The 20,542-nt window shown below is 52.3% G+C and carries 19 protein-coding genes; 10 read left to right on the plus strand and 9 right to left on the minus strand.

All coding sequences use genetic code 11. The features are described from left to right. The first annotated feature begins 165 nt into the window (after positions 1 to 165). The 3 genes from DWB84_RS09105 to DWB84_RS09115 all read left to right on the plus strand — a co-directional run bounded on the left by DWB84_RS09105 (position 166) and on the right by DWB84_RS09115 (position 2,668). Positions 166 to 1,053 (plus strand): hypothetical protein, encoded by an 888-nt coding sequence (locus DWB84_RS09105; RefSeq protein ID WP_187409445.1) that lies wholly within the window; start codon positions 166 to 168, stop codon positions 1,051 to 1,053. Positions 1,054 to 1,215: 162 nt separating this feature from the next. Then, positions 1,216 to 1,854 carry a DUF2959 domain-containing protein gene (locus tag DWB84_RS09110; protein ID WP_187409446.1) on the plus strand — a complete coding sequence of 213 codons (639 nt, stop codon included), beginning with the start codon at positions 1,216 to 1,218 and terminating at the stop codon, positions 1,852 to 1,854. 160 nt (positions 1,855 to 2,014) lie between these two features. After that, positions 2,015 to 2,668 (plus strand): hypothetical protein, encoded by a 654-nt coding sequence (locus DWB84_RS09115; RefSeq protein WP_187409447.1) that lies wholly within the window; start codon positions 2,015 to 2,017, stop codon positions 2,666 to 2,668. A gap of 43 nt (positions 2,669 to 2,711) precedes the next feature. Here DWB84_RS09115 and DWB84_RS09120 read toward each other — a convergent pair whose 3' ends face one another. From DWB84_RS09120 to coxB, 3 genes are read right to left on the minus strand one after another with little or no spacing between them, the layout of a single operon-like run. Continuing rightward, the gene (locus tag DWB84_RS09120; protein ID WP_187409448.1) at positions 2,712 to 3,026 is read right to left on the minus strand and encodes a hypothetical protein; all 315 of its coding nucleotides are present in this window, start codon (positions 3,024 to 3,026) and stop codon (positions 2,712 to 2,714) included. Continuing rightward, entirely contained in the window at positions 3,023 to 5,497 is a 2,475-nt protein-coding gene (gene ctaD, locus DWB84_RS09125) for a cytochrome c oxidase subunit I (protein WP_187409449.1), read from the minus strand. Before ctaD ends, DWB84_RS09120 begins: the two co-directional genes overlap by 4 nt. Continuing rightward, a complete protein-coding gene (coxB, locus tag DWB84_RS09130; RefSeq protein WP_222868101.1) occupies positions 5,487 to 6,179 on the minus strand; it encodes a cytochrome c oxidase subunit II in 693 nt (230 codons plus the stop codon). Before coxB ends, ctaD begins: the two co-directional genes overlap by 11 nt. Here coxB and DWB84_RS09135 point away from each other — a divergent pair. Then, positions 6,171 to 6,650, plus strand: a complete 480-nt coding sequence (locus DWB84_RS09135; RefSeq protein ID WP_187409451.1) for a DUF2231 domain-containing protein — start codon at positions 6,171 to 6,173, stop codon at positions 6,648 to 6,650. The two genes, coxB and DWB84_RS09135, sit on opposite strands and share 9 nt — an antisense overlap. Positions 6,651 to 6,655: 5 nt before the next feature. On the opposite strand, the gene DWB84_RS09140 is transcribed toward DWB84_RS09135, so the two are convergent. After that, entirely contained in the window at positions 6,656 to 7,090 is a 435-nt protein-coding gene (locus DWB84_RS09140) for a CopD family protein (protein ID WP_187409452.1), read from the minus strand. Between the two features lie 122 nt (positions 7,091 to 7,212). Continuing rightward, entirely contained in the window at positions 7,213 to 7,845 is a 633-nt protein-coding gene (locus DWB84_RS09145) for an exopolysaccharide biosynthesis protein (protein ID WP_187409453.1), read from the minus strand. Between the two features lie 714 nt (positions 7,846 to 8,559). Between DWB84_RS09145 and DWB84_RS09150 the strand changes: the two genes are divergently transcribed. Together DWB84_RS09150 and map are read left to right on the plus strand one after the other, a co-directional pair. Next, positions 8,560 to 10,701: a YgiQ family radical SAM protein gene (locus DWB84_RS09150; protein ID WP_187409454.1), complete on the plus strand. Its 2,142-nt coding sequence runs from the start codon at positions 8,560 to 8,562 to the stop codon at positions 10,699 to 10,701. A 46-nt stretch (positions 10,702 to 10,747) separates the two neighbouring features. Next, the gene (gene map, locus DWB84_RS09155; protein WP_187409455.1) at positions 10,748 to 11,533 is read left to right on the plus strand and encodes a type I methionyl aminopeptidase; all 786 of its coding nucleotides are present in this window, start codon (positions 10,748 to 10,750) and stop codon (positions 11,531 to 11,533) included. Here map and DWB84_RS09160 read toward each other — a convergent pair. After that, positions 11,530 to 12,861, minus strand: a complete 1,332-nt coding sequence (locus DWB84_RS09160) for an MATE family efflux transporter (protein WP_187409456.1) — start codon at positions 12,859 to 12,861, stop codon at positions 11,530 to 11,532. The two genes, map and DWB84_RS09160, sit on opposite strands and share 4 nt — an antisense overlap. Before the next feature lie 222 nt (positions 12,862 to 13,083). Between DWB84_RS09160 and DWB84_RS09165 the strand changes: the two genes are divergently transcribed. Continuing rightward, positions 13,084 to 14,046, plus strand: a complete 963-nt coding sequence (locus tag DWB84_RS09165; RefSeq protein WP_187409457.1) for a rhodanese-related sulfurtransferase — start codon at positions 13,084 to 13,086, stop codon at positions 14,044 to 14,046. Between the two features lie 234 nt (positions 14,047 to 14,280). On the opposite strand, the gene DWB84_RS09170 is transcribed toward DWB84_RS09165, so the two are convergent. From DWB84_RS09170 to DWB84_RS09180, 3 genes are all read right to left on the minus strand, one after another. Continuing rightward, positions 14,281 to 15,486 (minus strand): glycosyl hydrolase, encoded by a 1,206-nt coding sequence (locus DWB84_RS09170; RefSeq protein ID WP_187409458.1) that lies wholly within the window; start codon positions 15,484 to 15,486, stop codon positions 14,281 to 14,283. Between the two features lie 155 nt (positions 15,487 to 15,641). Continuing rightward, positions 15,642 to 16,295 carry a CoA transferase subunit B gene (locus DWB84_RS09175; protein ID WP_187409459.1) on the minus strand — a complete coding sequence of 218 codons (654 nt, stop codon included), beginning with the start codon at positions 16,293 to 16,295 and terminating at the stop codon, positions 15,642 to 15,644. Between the two features lies 1 nt (position 16,296). Next, the gene (locus DWB84_RS09180; protein WP_187409460.1) at positions 16,297 to 17,001 is read right to left on the minus strand and encodes a CoA transferase subunit A; all 705 of its coding nucleotides are present in this window, start codon (positions 16,999 to 17,001) and stop codon (positions 16,297 to 16,299) included. A 211-nt stretch (positions 17,002 to 17,212) separates the two neighbouring features. Between DWB84_RS09180 and DWB84_RS09185 the strand changes: the two genes are divergently transcribed. The 3 genes from DWB84_RS09185 (at position 17,213) to DWB84_RS09195 (ending at position 20,526) form a co-directional block, all read left to right on the plus strand. Beyond that, positions 17,213 to 17,740, plus strand: a complete 528-nt coding sequence (locus DWB84_RS09185) for a shikimate kinase (RefSeq protein WP_187409461.1) — start codon at positions 17,213 to 17,215, stop codon at positions 17,738 to 17,740. Positions 17,741 to 17,853: 113 nt separating this feature from the next. After that, the gene (locus DWB84_RS09190) at positions 17,854 to 19,053 is read left to right on the plus strand and encodes an amino acid aminotransferase (RefSeq protein WP_187409462.1); all 1,200 of its coding nucleotides are present in this window, start codon (positions 17,854 to 17,856) and stop codon (positions 19,051 to 19,053) included. Positions 19,054 to 19,293: 240 nt separating this feature from the next. Continuing rightward, positions 19,294 to 20,526: an HD-GYP domain-containing protein gene (locus tag DWB84_RS09195; RefSeq protein ID WP_187409463.1), complete on the plus strand. Its 1,233-nt coding sequence runs from the start codon at positions 19,294 to 19,296 to the stop codon at positions 20,524 to 20,526. Positions 20,527 to 20,542: the final 16 nt, after the last annotated feature.

The raw sequence follows: 20,542 nt of genomic DNA on the forward strand, positions 1-20,542 counted from the left end.
CATCTGTTTTTCAATTAAAAATGCTTTGTTTTCCGCGGTTTTATGGGTTGGCATACAAATCGCAAATCAAGTGCCGTGCAAAAAGAAATGAATCATAGGTGATGGCATTAACAAAATTATTCTCCATCGCGATTCGGTATTTAAAGAAATAGATGAGGTGAAGATATGAAAACGTTTAACATAAAAAAATTGGCAATTTCAGCGGCGATTGCAAGTGTGGCTACATTAGGTGTTTCTGCCATGGCGGAGAACACCGATGTCGATCAAAGCCAGGTGCAGCAGGTAGAGGAAATTCAATCCACGACCTACCCTGAAACTTCTTCAGATCCAAGCTTTTCTGAGTCTCGCTCTGGCAATCCGGGATCATCGCTCCCATCCAATATCAACACTGAGGATGAGACCGTAACGAACCCTAATGTTGAAGGTTATTCAGACCGTTCTGATATGAGTGGTCCCGATATGGAAGGTACTCAGGACAGAGTTAGTGGTCAGCCCGCCATTGAACAATCTCAGCCAGCAAGTTCGAGCCCATCGAGCTCCAGCCAACTTGCAGCACAAGCTGAAAGCTCCATTCAATTTGAACCAAATTCCGTCAGCTTGACCCAGCAAGCCGAGCGCGAATTGGAGAGAGCGTCACAACAGCTCGATAAAAGCAAGCCTGTTGCATTGATCGTTGCGGTTGACGATGCAGCGTCTGCCGGATCCAGCAGCGCAGGTATCAATCAAGATAGCTCAGCCGGTTATCCCGCTCAGGATTCAGTAGCCGGTACTGGCGCTGGCATGGGCTCTGACCCGGCGCAGACTCAGCAGGAAAATCGATCACAGCTGGTTTCCATGTACCGCGCGGAAAATATCCGTGACTATCTGGAAGAAAAAGGCTTTAACGTCGTGCAATGGAATCTGGAAAGCGAGTCTACGGGTGCCCAGAATATCGGTGTATCCCGACTGGATAACCGCGCTGATGCCCAAAGTCAGGATGTTCAGCAGCTGCGAGTGGTAGTCAGTGGCGAAATCGCGACTGAAGGTCTGAGCGGTGCGGCTGACTTTGAATAACGATTGGCTTGAATAAAAGGGAACTCCCAAAGGGAATTAACCGAAACACCCGGCCTGCAGGCTGGGTGTTTTTTTGTAGGCCCGAGATTTTTTGCTGATTTAAGAGCGTCGGGCTTTGGCGTAGAATGGGTGCCTTGCAACCTTTTAGTGGAGAATCCTTGCATGAAAAAGATAGTGTTGGCAGTGGTCGCTAGCATTATGTTGGTGAGTTGCTCATCGGCTTATTACAAAACCATGGAAAAATTTGGCGTCCACAAAAGGGATATTCTGGTGGACCGTGTTGAGGATGCCCGGGATTCTCAGCGTGAGGGAGAAAAACAATTTGCATCCGCGCTTGAACAATTCAAGTCTGTAGTGGCTGTCGATGGCGGAAATCTGGAAAAAGTGTATGACAAGCTCAACGGCGAGTATGAAAAAAGCAAAAGTGCCGCCGATGACATCCGTAAACGCATAGACGATATAGAATCGGTGGCCAATGCTTTATTCAAAGAATGGGAAAGTGAGCTGAAGGACTATACGAACAAACAACTGCGCGATGAAAGTCAGAGGAAGCTCAAAACCACCAAAACAAAATACCAGCAGTTGCTGGCTACAATGCGCAAAACCGAGAGCCGCTTGGATCCAGTGCTGAAGGCGATGAACGATCAGGTGTTATACCTCAAGCATAATTTGAACGCGCGTGCGATTCAGTCGCTGAAGCAGGAAGTTGTAAAAATTGACAAGGACGTGGATGTGCTGCTCGCTGCGATTCGCAAATCCGTAGCGGAAGCAGACGCATTTATTCGAGAAATGAAAGAATAATTCAAAGCTGAATAAAAAGCGCCTCCAGGCGCTTTTTTTATGCCGAGAATTTATCAAATAAATACAAATCTGGCATTAAAATCGCTGCTAACTCTCCGAAGTTCACACTATCGCCTTAAACGCAGCAGGCGATTAACGAAACAGGAGAGAGGTAGATAGCATGAAAATGAAATTAAAAACTCTTGCAGCGACAATGCTTGTGGCTGGTGTGCTTACCGGATGTAATGATCGTGCAGAACGCAGCGCATATACACCTCCGGAACCATCAGCAGTAGAAGATTCCACAATCGCGGAGACAGATCGTCAAAATCCCATTACGAATCGCGATGCAGTAGGTGATGGCAATTATGACGATGGTCGATACGGATCAGCCGCGCAGCGTGACAGAGATCTGGCTGAAATTGATCACCATGAAGTCGTGAAATTCAAAGGCGCCACTATGGAGCCCGCGTCTGAAGACAAATTGCAAGGCTTGGTTGAGTCCTTGGATAAAGACAAACCTGTTGAAGTAATTGTTGCAATAGAGGAAGGTGCGATCCAATCCCAGCCTCCAACTGCTCCTGGCGCAGTAACACCAGATACCGCTGATCCGTCTCAACAAACTCAAACCGGTGCGGCTTTTGCCGAACAGGTGGATGAATTGAGAACGTTTATGCAAGAACAAGGTGTAAAAGTTGTGCAATGGCGCTTTGAAGGGTCATCGCAAGATCCTGCATCCATTGAACAGCCTGGTTTAACCCAGGACCAGCAAATGGAAATGTCTCAGGAAGATATGCAACAAGTTCGTATAGTAATTTCCAACGACTTTGAATAAAACATAAAAACAGAGTTTTCCTCCCCTAATGAGGGGAGGATCTTTATAAACATGGTGGTAAATAAAATATCGGCGTCGCTATAACCAAGGTTGCAATTGCAGATGCCCAATATAAGCCCGCCGCAATTTTTGCTGCTGCTCTCCAGCACCAAATGCCCGCCCAAAATAAAAAACCACCAATAACAGCGGCGCTTATAATCAGCGCTGTATTAAAAACAGTCGCAGCGGTGAATCTACCTATATCGGCAAACCGGTAATTGCAGTAGAGCGAAAGGGCTGCATAAATGGCGACAAACCAAACGCTCCAGATGCCAAGACCAATAACCAGATGTGCAGGATGGGACGGCGATAATTTCACGCAGCACCTCCAGCAAATACGCCAAACGCCAACCAAAACGTGATCACTCTATACAACCACAGGGGATACAAAACGGAGACTTCATAAGGCTGGTTTGCGCTGATATAACCCCGTTTGGCTCGAATGGCCTGGAGAATAGTGGCGATCGCCATAATCGCGCCGTGTAGCGCCAGATACGAAAACAGCAGCAATAAAACCGAGTCATGCGCCGATGATCGAGGCTGCAGATCTGGCAAAAATGCCCAAGCTAAACTTAGCAAATGGCACATGCCCAGTAGGCCGACCAGCCATAACCCAACACCAAAAGACTGACTATTTCCGCGGTGCAGACGCTGTCTTAGAGCGTGGTAAATGACTACCGCCAAGGTGAGAAAAATCCCGCTGATCAACAATAGCGGAAATGAGACAGGATGTTCCGCTGGCGTTGTCCAGGAGGGCGCAACAGTCCATAAATAAAACCAGCCAAATAACAGAGAAAGATAAAAACTGCCGTCCGCAATTAATGACACCACTGCGCCCCAAACGCCAACGCCATTTTGTGTTCGGGTGTAAGTCGGAATATCCGCTAAGTCGGCAGGGCTGGTTTTAGGGTGGCCGGAATTAATCCAACTCCAGCGGAAAATCAGGGCAAAACTCGCCACAGCGGCAAGCGCTGCCACAGGATACCAACGCGCCAATAAGCAGATGCAGACAATGGCAAGAGCGCTGGCAAGCTGCAGCGGTAGCCAGGAATTGCTCGGAATACGAATCAGCTCGCGCACTTGCGCGTCACTGTTGCTGGTGCCGAGAATTTCCCGATGGTCGTCGATGGCGCGCGCCAAATAACCTTCGCCCTTGGCCAAGGAATCCGCCAAATCCGGTTTTGTCCACAACGGATGTCGATCGTTAATATGCGGAATGCTGACGAAATTGTAGGAGGAGGGTGGTGTCGTGGTTGCCCATTCGAGCGTATCCGCATTCCATGGATTGTGTTTGGCGCGACTGCCAAAACGAAAATGGAGAAAAAAATCCAGCAGAATAATTCCAATACCGAGCGCCATAATAAATCCACCGATAGAAGACAGCAGATTCAGCCAATCCCAGCCAACGCCCGCAGGGTAGGTATAAACGCGCCGCGGCATACCGAGCAGGCCGGTGAGGTGCATCAATAAAAACGTTGCGTTAAAGCCGATAAATGTCAACCAAAAACCCCAGGCACCGAGTGTTTTTGACGGCATTTTTCCGGAAAAATGTGGCAGCCAGTAATAAAACCCGGCGATCAATGGAAAAACCATGCCGCCGACCAAAACATAATGCATATGGGCAACGACAAAATGAGTGTCGTGCACCTGCCAGTCAAACGGCACAGTCGCGAGCATAACGCCGGTCAAACCGCCGCAGACAAAAATCACCAGAAAACCAAAAATCCATAACATCGGCAGGCTGAACACCACGCGCCCACTCATTAAAGTCGCCAGCCAAGCAAAAATCTGAATACCGGTGGGTATGGCGACCAGCATGCTGGCAACGGAAAAAAATGCCTGCGCCAACTGTGGAATTCCCACGGTGAACATATGGTGAACCCACAAGCCGAAACTGATAAAACCCATGGTGATCACGGATAAAACAATCCAGCCGTAACCCACGAGTGGCCGCTGAGCGAAAACGGGAATTATGGTGGACACAATGCCTGCCGCCGGCAGAAACAGGATGTAAACCTCCGGATGACCAAACAACCAGAACAGGTGCTGCCACAACAGCGGATCACCACCGCCTTCCACTGCAAAAAAGATAAGGCCGGCAGAGCGCTCCAATTCCAACATAATGCTGCCGAGAATCAGCGGCGGAAAACCGAACAAAATCATCAGTGCCATGCCGAGGATGTACCAGCAAAACACCGGCATTTTGTAGAGCGTCATACCGGGCGCACGCATGCGCAAAATGGTGACGACCAATTCCACTCCGGCAGAAACCGCCGAAATTTCCACGAAGGTAATACCCAGTAGCCAAAAATCCGGGCCGCGATCCGGGCTGAAAAATCCGTCGCTCAGCGGTGTATACATAAACCAGCCGGAACTCGGTGCCATATTCCACAGCAAACTGGAGCAGAGAATGATGCCGCCGAATAAATAACAGAAATAACCGAGAGCGCCCAACCGAGGAAAAGCCAAATCGCGCGTGCCGATCATTTTCGGTATCAAATACATCGCCAAACCTTCCAATACCGGAATGGCGAATAAAAACATCATCACCGTGCCGTGCATGGTGAAAATCTGGTTGTACAGGTGGGGATCTATAAGAGTTTGTTCCGGCAACGCCAGTTGGGCGCGCACCAGCATCGCCAGCACTCCGCCGATCAGAAAAAAAACCGTCCCTGTAATCATGAAACGTATGCCGACGGAAGTGTGGTTCACTCCCGCCAAAGTGCGCCACCCCGGCGGATTTGACCAGATTCGCTCCAACTTTTCGTGCAGGCTGGAATCAGTCACCATTGGCTCCCTCCTGCCAGCGGCGAAAATCCTTGAGTGAATGTGCCATCACCACGAACTGCATATGCGCGTGGTGCAACCCACAGAATTCCGCACACTGGCCGCGATACAGTCCGGGCTCGTCTGCTTGCAGCCGCAGAATGGTGACGCGACCGGGCACTGCGTCGAGTTTGCCAGCCAGTCGCGGTACCCAGAAGGAGTGCAAAACATCAGCAGTGGAAAGATGAATATCCACCGGCTGACCTACCGGAATATGTAACTCGTTACGCAAGCGGAGGCCGGTATCGGGATAGTGGATTTCCCAATACCACTGGTGACCGACAACGTTAATGCTCAAAACGTTGTCTGCGCTCGGGATGGGCAACATGCGGTAGCCGGTAGGTACGCTGACGAACAACAAGGCTGCGATGGTGAACAGAGGCAAAAGAACACCTCCGCCGATAATCCAGCGATTATGGTGGATCGGTTTATCGTTGTCGGCTGGAGCTCTGCGCAGAGCGAACCACCACAGGGAAATCACGGCGATAAATACCAGGGAAAACCAAGTAAACATGCCCCACCAGAGTGAGGCGGCGCCGCTGGCGGACGGGCCGGCGGGATCAAGAGCGGAGTAGGGGCCGGAGCAAGCGGTCAGCAATACCGCGGCGGCGCTAAGCAATCCAAAGCGAGGAACCTTATGGATCACGAACCCATTATCAGTCGCATGTCCCTCGGCGCTCATCCTATCCATCCCATGTTGATTCATTTTCCCGTCGCTGCGCTGATTGGACTGATCGCGGCGGACAGTGCTTATTTGATTACGAGTGATTTTTTCTGGGCGCGCATGGGCTTGTGGCTCAGCGGTGTGGGTGCCTTTGGCGGTTGGATTTCCGGATTTGTCGGTTTGGTTGATCTGGTGACCGTGCGTCGCATCCGCCGGCTGATCACAGCTTGGTGTCATGCCACTCTCGCGGTAATGCTCCTCTCCCTGGCATCGCTCAATTGGTTGCTGCGCCTCAATGGCGCGGAAGACTATATCTGGCCTTGGGGATTGTATGTGTCGCTTCTGACAGGCGCCTTGATTGCAGTGACCAGTTTTCTCGGCGGTCAACTTGTCTATGAACGAGCGGTTGGCGTGGACATTGAAGTGGCTGTGGAACGCTCGGCAAAACATTGAGCGGCTCATGGCAACATATCCTCGGCCGGTTTAGCCAATACAACCCAAAGAATTCCTCCAATCAGCACCCATAGCCCAACATTCAGCATGCGACACCAGCGCACTATGGGTTTTTGCGTGCGCTCCTGCGTGTGTAGCAACAACAATCCCGCCAGCGTATGACACACGGCTAGCCCAGCCACCAAAGTGAGTTTGGCGATCAGCCAGACTTCTGTTGTGCGGTTGAGCAGAAAAACCACGGTGCCAGACATAATCGCCAGCAGCGCGGCGGGAGTGGCGATAGTGGTAAAGACAAAACGCGCGACGCTGCCGTATTTGTGTTCAGGCTCGCTGATTTCGATACCGCGCGAATGAATCCCTGCAATCAAGGCCGGAAGATAGAGCAAAGTCCCACACCAGAAGATGAGGGCGATGATGTGCAAGGCGAGAAACCAGATCAACGAACGTCTCCATTAGCGGCGCCATGGAAACATAGGCTGGCGCAGCTTTCGGTTCCGTTCGTTATCCAACAGGTTTTTCCGAGAAGGCGGTGAGATTAAGGAACTATGCCGAAGGGGGTCAATTAGCCCATACGTTCCATCAGTTCTTTAACAGCAAATCCGCCACCGCCAATCAAAACGCCGAAATAAACGATGGCGGCGATATTTGCCAAATGGCCGAACAGAATTGCCACACCATCCCGCTGTAACAATCCAATTGCGTAAAACAGCAGTGCAATACCCGGCACAGTGTTGCTAAACGGAATAAAACCGAATGGAGCCATTAATAAAAGGGCCGCGAGAATAAATACCAGGTTATTGAAAATATCTGCCACGCGCCCTTCGGCCAAAGCTGCAAGGCGGTGAGCGCGGCTGACCTTCTCCAAACGGCGCACCCAGGTTAAACCGCGCATCAGCGCCGGACGCAACTTGTCGGCAGGTAAGGGGCGCTCCCGGACCTTTTGCGGCAGCCACATAGGCCGGTTGAATAAACGGCTAATTCCCACCAACAAAATAGCCGCTCCAAAAACCGTGCTGACACCCGGAATGGACACAGGAATCAGAAACACCAGGGTCAATAACGCGCTCATCAACAACAAACCCTGCGCCCCGAAGCGATCTGTGATTTCGCTCAGTCTGAATTTATCTTCCGGCAGGTTTTGAATAATGTCTTCCATCTGATTGCCCAGCGACTGGGGAGCGGCCTTATCGGTCATTTTCAATCCTCAAAATGAATTGTGTCTCACAGAGGATTTAGCAGGCTTTGTGCCACTCACATAGCCATCTCTGTTATCTGAAAACTACATCGATTAGCGATATGCTCGCGCAACCATTGGTGCGCCGGGTCGCGATGAAGCCACTCGGGCCAGAGCATGACTAATCTCGAAGCTGGGCGTTTCGAAGGGTGGCTCAACCGATTGCAGCGCGGCGTGTGTGGGAGGCAAGTGGTCACAGTCTGCAGACAATGGATTCCCGCTGTCGCGAGAATGACGAAGGGGAAGGTTGATTACGAGTCCCTCTGTCATTTCGCGTAGCGGGGATCCATGCTTGATTCGTGGTCACGAAAGCCCACTTGGCCTGTCATCTTCGCGCAGCGGGGATCCATGCTTGGCTCGTGGTATGAAAGTCCTGTCATCCTTGCGCAGCGGGGATCTATGCGCTTGTTAGGTTGATCAGTCTGCTTGAATGTCTGTCATCCTCGCGCAGCGGGGATCCATGGGCGAGGGAGTGCTGACAGGGCCATCCGTAGCGGGTTGAAGCTCCAGCAAAGATTGTCATTCCGGTCCTTTCACTCCTAAAAGCGTAACCCAGTCCCGCGGTCTGAACTCTAGCCCTGGCAGTCCACCCGCTTTTCTGGGAGAATGCGCGACTATTTTGCACAGATTTTGTCCAATTCCCTTCTTACCCCTGACGATACTTGACCCGCTGTTATGATCAAACGAGCCGAACATCTGTTCTCCCGCCCCAAGTTCTGGGCCGAATGTTTCGGACCCGCGCCGTTTCTGCCGATGTCGCGCGCAGAGATGGACCAATTGGGTTGGGATTCCTGCGACATCATCATTATTAGTGGTGATGCATACGTGGATCACCCCAGCTTTGGTACCGCGGTGATCGGTCGACTGCTGGAAAGTCAGGGCTTCCGCGTCGGGGTTATCGCCCAGCCGGACTGGCGCTCTGCCGAGCCGTTTAAGGCGCTGGGCAAGCCCAACCTGTTCTTCGGGGTGTCTGCGGGCAATATGGACTCCATGATCAACCGCTACACCGCCGACCTGCGCCTGCGCTCTGACGACGCCTACACCCCGAACAATGAAGGCGGCAAGCGCCCGGACCGTTCCGTGATCGTCTACAGCCAGCGCTGTCGCGAAGCCTATTACGATGTGCCCATTGTGATCGGCGGCATCGAGGCCAGCCTGCGCCGTATCGCCCAGTACGACTACTGGAGTGACCAAGTGCGCCGCTCGGTTCTCATCGATTCCGGCGCCGATATTCTGCTGTACGGCAATGCGGAGCGGGCGGTGGTGGAAGTGGCTCACAGCTTCGCTGCCGGCAAAACCATTGAGGATATGCAGTTTATTCGCGGAACGGCCGTGGTGCGCGACGCGGTGCCGGAAGGTTGGGACGTTATAGATTCATCGCGGGTCGACTGGCCGAAAAATATCGATGCGCTGCCGAACCCCTATGAATGGAAAGATCAGACCACGCAAAGCTGTAAAACCGAAGAAACGGTCGACCCCAACGAAGAGCAGGTGGTACGCATTATTCCCATGCCGCTGCACCGCCAGTACGAATTGAACGAAGAAAAAACCTGTATCCGTCTGCCGTCCTACGAAAAAGTGCGCAATGACCGCGTGCTCTATTCGCACACCTCGCGGGTTTTGCATATGGAATCCAACCCGCATAACGCGCGCGCCTTGGTGCAAAAACACGGCACCAAGGAGGTGTGGATCAACCCGCCGCCGATTCCGCTGGAAACCGATGAAATGGACGGCGTTTTTGGCCTGCCTTACGCCCGCGTGCCGCATCCGAGTTACGGCAAAGCGACCATTCCGGCCTACGACATGATTAAAACATCCGTGAATATCATGCGCGGCTGTTTTGGCGGTTGTACCTTCTGTTCGATCACCGAACACGAAGGGCGCATTATTCAAAGCCGTTCGGAAGAATCGATCCTTAAGGAAATTGAAGAAATTCGCGATAAAGTGCCCGGCTTTACCGGCACCATTTCCGACTTGGGCGGCCCTACGGCGAATATGTATAAATTGAGCTGTAAAGACCCGAATATTCTGGCCAATTGCCGCCGCCTGTCCTGCGTGTTCCCGGGTATTTGCAAAAACCTGATTACCGACCATTCGCCGACCACCAATCTGTATCGCAAAGCGCGGGCAATTCCCGGTGTAAAACGCGTCGCTATTGCATCCGGTCTGCGCTATGACTTGGCGGTGCAGGATCCGGAATACGTCAAAGAATTGGTGACGCATCACGTCGGCGGTTATTTAAAAATTGCTCCCGAGCACACGGAAGATGGCCCGCTCAATAAAATGATGAAGCCGGGCATTGGCACCTACGAAAGCTTCAAGGAAATGTTCGAGAAATTCTCGCGCGAAGCGGGCAAAAAGCAGTATTTGATTCCTTATTTCATCGCCGCTCACCCGGGCTGTGAAGATGAGGACATGATCAACCTGGCATTCTGGTTGAAGAAAAATAATTACCGTTTGGATCAAGTGCAGACGTTTTATCCGTCACCTATGTCCCTGGCCACCGCCATGTACTATTCGGAAAAAGATCCGCTGCACAAAGTCACCTATAAAAGTCACAGCGTGCGCACTCCGCGCACCATCGAACAACGCCGCTTCCAAAAAGCCTTATTGCGTTTCCACGACGAGAAAAACTGGCCAATGCTGCGCGAACAATTCCGCAAAATGGGGCGCGCGGATTTGATTGGTGATGGTCCTAAAGCGCTGATTCCGGATGAGCCGAAAACCAAACGTTTATCGGCCAATAATCAGGCCAAAATGCGCACCAAATTAAATAATGCCGCGCGCAAGTCCAAAGGGCGCGGTGTACGCCGGTAAGATCTGAGTTGCCAGTCGCGACTCTATTTGCAAGAGAAAGTTATCGATGGCAGAAGTCATTTTAAAAACACCACAAGAATTGGAAGTAATGCGCGAATCCGGCCGTTTGTTGGCGTCGGTATTTGGCTATTTGGATCAGTACATCAAGGAAGGTATCTCCACCATGGATATCAATAACCTGGCGGAAGACTATATCGTCAACCAACTGCATGCCCGTCCGGCCAGCAAGGGACAGTATGGTTTTCAATATGTTCTCAATACCTCAATCAATCATGTGGTGTGCCACGGGGTTCCTTCGGAGACGCAGAAGCTGGAATCCGGCGATATCATCAATGTCGATATCACTTTAGAAAAAGGTGGGTTTATTGCCGATTCCAGCAAAATGTACATGATCGGCGATGTCGGCCCGCACGCCAGAAAACTGGTGGAAAAGACCTACGAGGCTATGTGGGAGGGGATAAAAGTGGTGAAGCCGGGCGCAACCCTGGGCGACATTGGCCATGCCATCCAACATTGCGCCACTCTCAATGGTTATTCGGTTGTGCGCGACTATTGCGGACACGGCATCGGCAGACAGATGCACGAAGCCCCGCAAGTACTGCACTACGGTTTGAAAGGCAAAGGACTGGTATTGAAAGAGGGCATGACCTTCACCATCGAGCCCATGATCAACCAGGGTAAAGCGAAGGTGAAAGTGAAAAAAGACGGCTGGACCGTTGTGACCTGCGATAAAAAACTGTCCGCCCAGTGGGAGCACACCATTGCAGTTACCGCCGATGGTTATGAAGTTTTGACTCTGCGGGAAGAAGAGCGACAAAAAGCCGCGATTTAAATCGCGGCTTTTTTTTGCAGCTTGCGAATATGTAGCTCGCAAACCCACAAGCCTAATGCGGCGACAATCGCCGCACCTATCAAAGTTCCCCAAAATACTCCCAAAGGTCCGCCCCAGGCTGCGCCAAAATAGGCAAATGGAATTGTGCCTAGCGTGGCTTTGCCGAAATTAAATTGAGTTGCGTAGGTAGCAGCACGTAGATTATTAAACAGAGCATTGGTGACAAAGGTGATGCCGTTAAAGACAAAAATCAGGCTAAAGCCGTAACAAAACCAGCGCACTATATCGGCGGTCAAACCGTCTATTTTGAATGCTGTAATCAAATAGGGCGTTGCGAGAAACAGCAGGGCGGTCGCTACTGCGCAATAGAGCAAAATAAAAAACACGCTTTTATAAAACGTTTCGAAAACGCGCCCGAATTGCAGTGCGCCGAGGTTTTGCGCAGCAATGGGACCTACGACGCCGGAGAGGGCAAACAAACCCGCAAAGACCACCGGCTGCAGGCGACCGACGATCGCTTGGCCGGCGACTGCGGCATCGCCGAAACCGGCCATAACGTAGGTGACGTACATCAGGCCAATAGGCGTGGAGAGGTTGGTTAATATGGCGGGAAAGGCGATGGAAAAATACCCCCCCATATCGCGGTTTAAATGGTTTGGTTCGACTTTACTAACCAGTTGATGATGCCGGAATACGATCCACAAGCCATAACCCGCCATGGCGAGCCGCGCCAATACGGTTGCCACTGCTGCGCCTTTGATTTCCCATCCCAAGGCAAAAATAAAAATGGGATCGAGTACTGCATTCACCGCCGCCGCAATAAGTGACAGGTTCATTGCGCTTTTGGCTTCACCAAGGGCGCGCAATACACCGGAACAGGCCATGGCGATCGTCATCACCGGCATGCTGAGCAGAATAATCGTTAAATAGTCGATCGCGAGATCCTTCGCTGCCCCACTGGCGCCGAGCCAGTCCAGGATTTGTCCCTTGCACAATAACAGGATCACCATGGTGGGAATGGTGATGGCCAGGATGGCGAGAAAACTGTGCGTAATCTGGCGTTTCGCCAGGGCCTTGTCGCCTTTGCCAACCGCTTGTGCCAGAAGCGCGCCGCAGCCGATGGACAGGCCCACGCCGAGGGAGAGGGTAAAAAACAAAATGGATCCGGCGTAGCCAATGGCAGCGTTGATTTCGATCTGGCCAAGCAAACTCAAAAAATACATATCGACCAGATCGACAAGATAGAGCGCGATCAGACCGATGGTGCCCGACCAGGTCATCACATTGATGTGGCGATAGATGGATCCTTGAGTAAATTTCGCTTGCATGCGCGACTACCGGAAAAAAAGAGGCAAGTGTATCCCCGAGCTAACCTGGCAGAAAGCGAGGCGCACGGCGGTGATGCGTGGCGGGATGGCACTGGAATCGATTCGTGATTCAAAGCGCAAAGTCTAACATGTGTGAGCCAAGCGAAACATTTGCGCCGAGTTGCTTCTGTTCAAAAAACAATCGCTTGAGTACAATGCGCGGCCTGTCAGATAGGGGTTCCCATGAGTCAGCTTGTTATCGCCGCACTATACAAATTTGTCAGCCTGCCAGATTTCCGTGATCTGCAGCAGCCGTTGTTGGATTTCTGCAATTCCCGTGAGATCAAGGGTACCTTGCTGCTGGCCCACGAAGGCATCAACGGCACGGTCGCCGGCACCCGTGAAGCGATTGACGATCTGCTCAGTTATCTGAAAAGCGACCCGCGCCTCGCTGATCTCGACCATAAGGAGTCCTTCGATGACGGCACGCCGTTCTTTCGCATGAAGGTCAAGCTGAAAAAAGAAATTGTCACCATGGGCGTGGAAGACATAGATCCGACCAAAGATGCCGGAACCTATGTGGAACCCAAAGATTGGAACGCGCTCATCAGCGATCCGGACGTGGTGTTGGTGGATACGCGCAACGATTACGAATACGAGGTGGGTACCTTCGAAGGCGCGATCAATCCGAAAACGGAAACTTTCCGCGAATTGCCCAAATTCGTCGCGCAAAATCTTGATCCTGCCAAACATAAAAAAGTCGCCATGTTTTGCACTGGCGGCATCCGCTGCGAAAAATCCACAGCTTATTTAAAACAGCAGGGATTTTCCGAGGTGTATCACTTGAAAGGCGGCATTCTGAAATATTTGGAAGAAGTGCCGGAAGAAAAGAGCTTGTGGCGCGGTGAATGTTTTGTTTTTGACAACCGCGTGGCGGTCAATCACAAGTTGGAAAAGGGTGGTTACAACCTTTGCCCGGGTTGCCGTTTGCCGGTGAGAGAAGAAGACAAACAATCCGAAAAATATCTGGAGGGCATTGCCTGCCCGCGTTGTTTCGATAAACAAACACCAGCGCAGCGCGCGCGTTTTGCCGAGCGCCAAAAACAAATGGAGCTGGCCAAAAAACGCAATCAACCCCATATAGGCGCGCCACCGCCGGAACGGCAAATCCGTGCAAAAAAAGAATGTCAGCTTGAACAAGAATAAAAAAAGGCCCCAAATAGGGCCTTTTTGGTTTATGTAGGATGGGCACATAAAGTTATGACCCTCATCTAAATCCTCTCCCAGAGGGAGAGGATTTGATGGCCGCAAACCCCCTCTCCCTTCGGGATAGGGCAGGGGTGAGGGCGGCACGTGAATGCCCTCTAAAACAAAACGCCCGATGAAAAACACCGGGCGTTTGCGTAATCACAGTCTGTTTATTTCAAGACTGGAGTGAATTTAATCGCGCAATTTCTTTTCTTTAATGCGCTCGAGACTCAAAACATTGCTGCGGTCGGTAAGCTCTTTTAGACGATCGCTGTCAACCAACGCCATATGTGAACGCACTTCCTCGTCGTCATTCAATTGTGCGGTGTAGCTGTGCCAGCTTACCCAATAGCCGGTCGCGGGATAGCTGCCGTGCAGGCGATCGACGTAAGTGCGTGCATCAAAGGTTTTAGTCGTAGCACTTTTTTTGCCGCCAACTTCAGCAGGGGTAGGGCTGTATTCCGCCATGCCGAAGGGGCGCTTGAGATCGATCAAAGCCTGATAATCCTTGATACTGAGCGAATCGTCGCGCGCAATACCCGCGACTACATCCACAAACGCGTCTCCGGGATATGCCCAGGTAGCACTTTTGCCTGCGGGGCCCGCATTGCCGGAATAACTTTCACCTGGGCTGTATACCCACAACAGATTGTTGAGTCCTTTCTCTTTGAAATAGGTGTACATGTCTTCCCAAAGATCCGTATATAAGCTGGCGTCAGCCGAGTCGCCGCTGACATGGCTTGCACGGCTTCCCCACCAATAGATATCCCGGTTCATTTCTGGCAGAGGGCGCCATAAGACGGCCACCCCAGCGTCTTGAAGATCCTTCAGGGCATCGGCAATGACATCGAGACGATCGCGCCACGCGTCATATGCCGACGTGGAATCGTCCAGCAAACTGTCGAGATCGACATCGCTGGTGTACAGAAGGGTGGAGGAATCCCATGGATTGCGCGGCATCCAGCTGATGCTGACCAAGCCACCTTCGCGCCAGTGGGTTTTGAGTTTTTCGTTGCCCTGTTTCAGCTGATCGAGAGTAAATATTTGATCGTGTTCATAATCTATGGCCACCAGTCCAGGCGTGTGAGTGGTGGCGCTATCGACACCGCTGATCAGGCGGGTGTAGGAGCGATCGCTGGTTTCGGTCGCGATCTGATTGCCAAAACCGGCGTTTTGACCCATGACGTAACCGTCAAAAGAAATACTCGAGCAGGTCAAACCCGCCAGCATTTTGAACACGCGGCGCGCTTCAGCGGTGAGATTCGGATTGGACGCCTCTTCCGCGCACGGCGGTGGATTGGGATCTTTGCTGCCGCTGTGGGTGCGGTTGTAGCCGGTTTTACAGCCTGCCAGAAAGACCAGGGCGGCGAGACTGGCCACTGGTAATATTTTTCTCATAGTTGTACTCCGTTAGGTGACGCGGTCATGCCAACGCCTTTTTTATCCGCGACAGTGCGCGCAATTGTCGCAGAAACAGACCGTGTTCTGTGCATTTTTGAATTGTAGCGAAATGTAAATCCGTCGGATGGCGGATGATCAGTGGGGAGGGCCCATCAAAACTCCATTTCCGGAACAATCTCCGGTACGACAAGCTCGCCTGCGGTGAGTTTCGCTATGGCGTCGACCGAGACCCCCGGCGCGCGCTCGATCAGCCAGAATTTGCCATCGCGAATTTCCACATACGCAAGATCGGTCACCACTTTTTTGATACAGCCGGCACCGGTCAGAGGCAGGGTGCATTGTGGGAGTAATTTGGATTCGCCGTCTTTGCTAGCGTGGGTCATAGTGACGACTATATTTTCCGCCCCCGCCACCAAATCCATCGCCCCTCCCATGCCCTTCACCAGTTTTCCCGGGATCATCCATGAGGCGATATTGCCCATCACATCGACTTCAAACGCACCGAGAACCGTAAGGTCTACGTGGCCGCCGCGGATCATGGCGAAGGATTGCGCAGAATCGAAAATAGAGGCGCCTGTGACCGCGGTTACTGTTTGTTTGCCAGCGTTGATCATATCCGGGTCCACTTCGTCCTCGGTGGGGAAGGGGCCCATGCCGAGCAGACCGTTTTCCGATTGCAGCATCACCTGCATGCCTTTAGGAATGTAATTGGCGACCAGTGTGGGAATGCCGATACCGAGGTTGACGTAGTAGCCGTCGCGCAATTCCCGGGCGACACGCATAGCGATTTGTTCACGAGTCAACATATCAAGCCTCCTGCCGCACGGTGCGGCGTTCGATGCGTTTTTCGAAGGTGCCCTGAATCACCCGGTCGACATAAATGCCTGGGGTGTGGATGTTGTCCATATCCAGCTCGCCAGGCTCGACGATTTCCTCGACTTCCACCACTGTGATTTTTCCCGCCGTCGCTGCCAGCGGATTGAAATTGCGCGCGGTATGGCGATAGATCACGTTGCCGAAGCGATCGGCTTTCCAGCCTTTGACTATGGCGAAATCGCCGGTAATGGATTCTTCGAGAATGTATTGGCGCCCGTGAAATTCGCGCACTTCCTTGCCTTCACCAATGGGCGTGCCGTAGCCGGTGGCAGTAAAAAACGCGGGGATGCCTGCGCCGCCTGCGCGGATTTTTTCCGCCAGAGTGCCTTGCGGCGTTAATTCCACTTCCAGCTCGCCGCTGAGCAACTGCTGCTCAAACAGCGCATTTTCACCGACGTAAGACGAGATCATTTTTTTGATCTGGCGGCCTTCCAATAAAATGCCGAGGCCAAAACCGTCGACACCGCAATTGTTGGAGACCACCGTAAGATCGCGCACCCCCATTTTTTTGATCTGGGCGATCAACCCCTCGGGAATGCCGCACAAACCAAATCCGCCTGCAATAATTGTCATGCCGTCCGCCAGACCGGCGAGCGCCTGGTCGTAGGTGGTCACCACTTTGTCGAGACCGGCCATGCTGTCACCCCCATTTGGTTATGGCTGAAATGATTGAACTTCAGGAAGCAAGCCTTGGATTTATGCTGCGTTCGGCTGGCTTTTGTGAACTTGTTAGGAAAATGTCGGGTTAGGGTAGTGTGATATTGTTCGCGGGTCTATCCCCTGCACAGCTTTCGCTGGTGCAAACCCAGGCGTTAAATCCATAGCGTTTCCATTAAGGCTGCGAGTTATGAATTCCGCTCCACCTATCCATAAATTTGTTTTGATCGGCATGCCTGGCGCGGGTAAAACCACGGTCGGGCAAAAGTTGGCGCAACAGTTGGGCATCGACTTTGTCGATACCGATCAATTATTGGAGCAGTACTTTGGCGAATCCCTGCAAAGCCAGCTGGATCGCCTGGGTTATCTCGCCATGCGGCAGAGGGAAGAACAGTTTGTCGCCACTTGCGCTTTGCCTGCACGCGCCGTTGTGGCCACTGGTGGTAGTGTGGTGTACGGCCCGTCCGCCATGAATCGCTTAAAACAGGACGGGCTGATCCTGTATCTGGCGCTGTCGCTGGAGACGGTCAAACGCCGTGTCGACAACTGGCAGCAGCGCGGCTTTTCCTGCGCACCGGGACAAGGTTTGCAGAACGTCTATGAAGAACGGCTACCGCTTTATCGTCGTTATGCGGATGTGACCCTGGAGTGCGATGACTTGACCGTGGATGAAGCGGTCGAGGCGTTAAAGAAAGTTTGCAATAACCAATCTCCCTAATAGCTAAAACCGTGATTCGCGCAGGCTGTATTCGCATCGGGGGCCGGCTATAATCCGCGCACATTTCCATCCTAAGCCGTACCGCTATAGTTGCGCTGCGCGTGAGACTCTTTATGTTTGAGCGTATTTCCACGTTGCCCGCCGACCCGATCCTGGGGCTGATGGGTCTTTTCCGTAATGATCCCAACCCACGCAAAGTTGATCTCGGTGTTGGTATTTATAAGAACGAGCGCGGCGAAACCCCCGTACTCCCCTCAATCGCCGAAGCGGAAAGGCGGTTGATTTCCCGGCAGACCAGCAAAGCCTATGTCGGTTTGGCTGGCAATACCACCTTTAACGCCGCCATGAGCGAGTTGCTGCTCGGCCCAGCCAAAGGCTTGGCGGAAGGTCGGTTTGCCGCAGTGCAGGCGCCCGGTGGATGCGGCGCGCTGCGAGTGGCGGCGGAGCTGATCAAGGTCGCCAATCCTTCAGCCACCATCTGGGTGAGCAATCCCACCTGGGGCAATCATATTCCGCTGCTGGGGAATGCCGGCCTCGCCATTCGCCAATATCCTTATTTTGATGCGGCCACGTCTGGCGTCGATTTTGCGGCCATGATGTCGGCCCTGGCCGAGGTAAAAGCGGGCGATTTCGTCTTGCTGCACGGCTGCTGCCACAACCCCACAGGCGCCGATCTCAGCCCTGCGCAATGGCGTGAAGTGGCGGCGCTCGCGCAGAAGGTCGGCTTTATCCCTTTCGTCGATATCGCCTACCAGGGCTTTGCGGACGACTTGGATGCGGATGCCTATGGTCTGCGTTACTTGGTCGACAATCTTCCGGAAGTCGTAGTCGCAGCCTCCAGCTCCAAGAACTTCGGTGTCTATCGGGAGCGGGTAGGACTGGTCGGCTTGATGGCTCCTACCCCGGCAATCGCCAATGCGGCAATGAGTCATATGCTGGCCATTGCGCGCGGTATTTACTCCATGCCGCCAGATCATGGTGCGGCCTTGGTCGCCGAGGTTTTGACCGATGCAGCGCTGCGCGCCCGTTGGATTGAAGAAGTTGCTGAAATGCGCAACCGCATCAACGGATTGCGTCGTGAGTTCAGCGACGCAATGCGCGCTAGACTTGATTCAAATCGGTTTGACTTTGTGCAACTGCAGAAAGGAATGTTCTCGTACCTCGGTCTGACTGAAGTTGAAGTGTTGCGACTGCGGGAAAAATATTCGATCTATATGCTCAACTCGGCGCGAACCAGTATCTCCGGTCTCAACCGCGAGAATTTCGATTACGTCTGTGACGCAGTCGCCAACGTGGTTCGTGGGAGCGATTAAGATCACACTAGTGAAATCGAGGCGGACAAGTGACCCGGGGAGGGATGGAAATTGGCTTCTCGGGTTTATATACTGCTCAAAAAGTGTCCGCAGATCGCACCAATTAACCCTTATTGGATGACCAGCTTCACGGACGATCAGTAGTTAACGGACGATTATCTACTGGATTATTAGTGTCTATTGGATGATTCAGCATCCTCCTTGGTTTTTGTGGAGAGGAGGAAGTTTAATTGAGGCTCAATGTCATCTAACACCCAAAAAGTACACGTTAGCGAGTTGCGTGTCGGTATGTTTGTCAGCCGCCTGGACCGCGATTGGCTGGAAACACCTTTTCTCTTGCAAGGGTTCCACATAGAAGAGGAAGGTGATATCGACGTGATTGCTGAGTATTGCCAATACGTCTATATCGACGACGACAAGAGCGTTAAACCAAAAGCTAGCGAACACAGCTCCAATGTCGGCACGGCCCGCCAAGTGCGGGTCAATCCCAATATTTTTCAGCCGGAAGTCCCCCTGGAAGATGAACATCGCCGGGTAATGGGGACCTTCCGTCAAGCCCGCAGCCTCACTAAAACCCTGTTGGACGACATACGTCTCGGCGGCGCTATTAATACCGAGCAGGCTCGTCACACAGTCAACGAATGCGTGCAGTCCGTCATCCGCCATCCCGACGCCTTGTTGTGGATGTCAAAAATGCGTGATGAAAACGAATACACGGCTGAGCACTGTCTCAACGTCTGTATTTTGGCAATAGCCTTTGGCCGCCATTTGGGTATGGAGGAATCGGAATTACAGAACCTGGGAATGTGCGGTCTGTTGCACGATGTCGGCAAAATGAAAATTCCGCCGGAAATTCTCAACAAACCGGACAGACTGACTGTCGACGAGATGCGCATCATGATGGCGCACACAGTACACGGCAGAAATTTATTACTGAGTTCGTCCGGCATTTACACCGGTGCCATTGACGTCGCCTTGAGCCACCACGAGCGCATTGATGGCAAAGGTTATCCGCGCCAGTTATCCGGCAACAGTATTTCGCGTTTTTCCAAAATCATTGCCATTGTGGACGCATACGATGCCATGACGGCAGATCGCTGTTACCAGACAGCGCGCACTTCAACAGAAGCCATCAAAATCATCTACAAAGATCGCGGTACCCATTTCGACGAGCAGCTCGCGCTGAAATTCCTGCAGATGGTGGGACTCTATCCGGCGGGTAGTATCGTCGAACTCTATTCCGGCGAAGTCGGCATGGTCATAGAGTCCAACCCGCGCTATCGCCACCTTCCGCGCATCGTGATGTTGCGCGACAAAGATAAACAACCGCTGCCCAAGGAAGTCATGGTCGATCTGTCCCTGGTCGAAAAAGGCGAGCTGAGCAAGGATTACCTGATCAAGCAGGTGTGGAAAGATAAAACCTTCGGCATCACCTTGAAGAATTATCTGGAGCGCGGTTTGTTTATGGCGTGAATGGCTTTTATAGCTG

Source organism: Saccharophagus sp. K07, from assembly GCF_014336955.1.
Lineage (GTDB): Bacteria > Pseudomonadota > Gammaproteobacteria > Pseudomonadales > Cellvibrionaceae > UBA5868.